The following is a 916-nucleotide window of genomic DNA, read 5'->3' as shown; positions in this document are numbered from 1 at the left end:
TGAAATACAACGAAGGGTTGACAGATTCAACTGACAATCGCTTCTTTTTTAACCTTTCCCCTCCTATAATGTAGGCATGAAAGGTGGTATGCATATGAAATACTATTATCATGAAGAAGAAGTTAAAGATGAATTGAAAAGAGAACAGGAAAAGATGATCATCACTCTTTTGAGAAAGGAAGGATAACATATGAAAACATTAGGAACCAAGATAGCTGAATACCGTAAACTGAAAAAGATGACCCAGGAAGAACTTGCTTCCAAGCTCAACGTTTCCTCACAGGCCGTCAGCAAATGGGAGAATGACCTGAGCATTCCCGATCTGCCGATCCTGATCGAATTATCCGATATCTTCAATGTATCTTTAGATGAGCTGATCCGACAGAAAGAAGATGTGGAAGTAGCAAGAGTGGTAGAACCACAATTAAGAAAGTCAGTGGACCAGATGATGCTGAAGGTCGTAATAGATTCCGGCGATGGTGATAAGGTACGGCTGAACCTGCCGCTATCACTTATTAAAACAGGAATGGAGATCGGGATGAGCATGCCGGAGATCAATGGGAAGGCAGCTTTGAAAGGGATCGATCTGGAGAAAGTGATGAAGCTGGTAGATCAGGGACTGGTAGGCAAGCTGATCGAGATCGAGAGTGCAGACGGAGATCATGTGGAGATCTTTGTAGAGTGATATGAAGATCTATATTCACGAAGCAGATGAAGAGAAGGACATCCGTCTGAATATCCTCAATGGTCTGATATTCAACAGGCTGGGGACAATGATTGCCGGTAAAATGATCAAAAACCGTGCTGCTGAAACAGGGATTACCGAGAAGCAGCTAAAAAGGATGATGAAGGAAATGAAGAAAGCGATTAAGCAGTTTGGACATTTTGAACTTGTCGATATTGAAACAAGTGAAGG

At 42.1% G+C, this 916-nt stretch carries 2 protein-coding genes; both read left to right on the top strand.

The features are described 5' to 3' along the window. The first annotated feature begins 190 nt into the window (after nucleotides 1–190). Nucleotides 191–685, top strand: coding sequence for a helix-turn-helix domain-containing protein (locus tag ACZYT3_RS12690; RefSeq protein WP_464088907.1), 495 nt, complete (start codon nucleotides 191–193; stop codon nucleotides 683–685). Nucleotide 686: 1 nt separating this feature from the next. Then, nucleotides 687–916 (top strand): hypothetical protein (locus ACZYT3_RS12685; RefSeq protein WP_464088906.1); only part of this gene is annotated, 230 nt, incomplete at its 3' end.

The organism is Traorella sp. mt218 (genome assembly GCF_055420025.1).
Note: the sequence above shows the minus strand (reverse complement) of the source record. Positions and strands in the feature narration are given on the sequence as shown.

Coding starts and splice junctions, on each gene's coding strand:
- ACZYT3_RS12690 (WP_464088907.1), top strand. CDS start 191: ATGAAAACATTAGGAACCAAGATAGCTGAATACCGTAAACTGAAAAAG.